General features: G+C 71.9%; 1 pseudogene. It reads right to left on the bottom strand.

Annotated elements, in window-relative coordinates:
* Positions 1–978, bottom strand: a pseudogene (locus ACOADB_RS15600) (hypothetical protein); the annotation flags it as partial.

Here is a 978-nt window from a genome sequence, read left to right as displayed (position 1 = left end):
GTCACCGGGCCGCTGGCCAGCACCCGCGGCGCCTCGGCCGGCGGGAGGTCGAGGGCCGGGTGCGGTTCGCCGGCGCCGTCCAGGGGGCCGAGCGTCACGTGCGCGTGCTTCGCCGACGTCGGGTCGAGCGTGGTCGTCAACGCGGTCACGACGATCGTGTGGCCGTCGAGGCGAACCGTTGCGTCCGTCTCGATGCTCTGGGTCCACGGCGTGATCGCGCCCTGCGGGATCGCGAACAGATCGTCGGGGAGCCCGTCACGGAAGCCGGGCAGCATCCGGAACGCTCCCCCGGCATCGACCAGCAACGTCCCGGTGGGCGGCTTCTCGTCCGAGGCCGCGCGCACCGCGGCCAGGTCGCCCGCCATCACGTGGTGCCAGCGAATCCGCCGCGGCACGATGAGGCGGCGCCGGACGCCCTCGGTGAGGTAACGCTCCGCGAGAACCGCCAGGGCGGCGACGAGGCCGGCCCCGTCCTCGTCGGAGAGCAGGGGCAGGTCGCGGGTGAGGAGCTTGTCGAACTCCCACGAGAAGTGCCGCACGAGCAGCGCATCGCGGTCGTCACCCGGCGGCTCGATCTCGCAGAGGTGCTCGACGACGGCCGTCAGGTCGGCCAGCCGGGTCGGCCAGTCGATCTTGTAGCTGATGTTGCTGTCATCGCTGCGCTTGACGGCGAAGTACGCCGTCGGCCGGCCCAGCACGCCGATCCGCCGCGCAGCGCGCATCGCCGCGAGGGTGAAGGGCTGGTCGCTGCCGACGCGCAGGTCCAGGGGATAGCGCAGCCCGTGCTCGACGACGAGGTCGCGCCGATACAGCTTCGTGTTCGACAGTGAGTACGGGAGCAACGTGCCGGGGTAGGCGAGGTCCGGGTGCTCGCTCCGGAACAGCCGCTGGTCGACGTTGCGGCCGTTGACTCCCTCGGAGACCGGCACCACGACATCTGCCTGCCACTCATCGGCACGCTGGACCAGGCGCTCCAGC

It is taken from the genome of Nocardioides sp. CPCC 206348 (assembly GCF_048654705.1).
Taxonomy (GTDB): domain Bacteria; phylum Actinomycetota; class Actinomycetes; order Propionibacteriales; family Nocardioidaceae; genus Nocardioides.
This window is presented reverse-complemented; position numbering and strand designations above follow the sequence as displayed.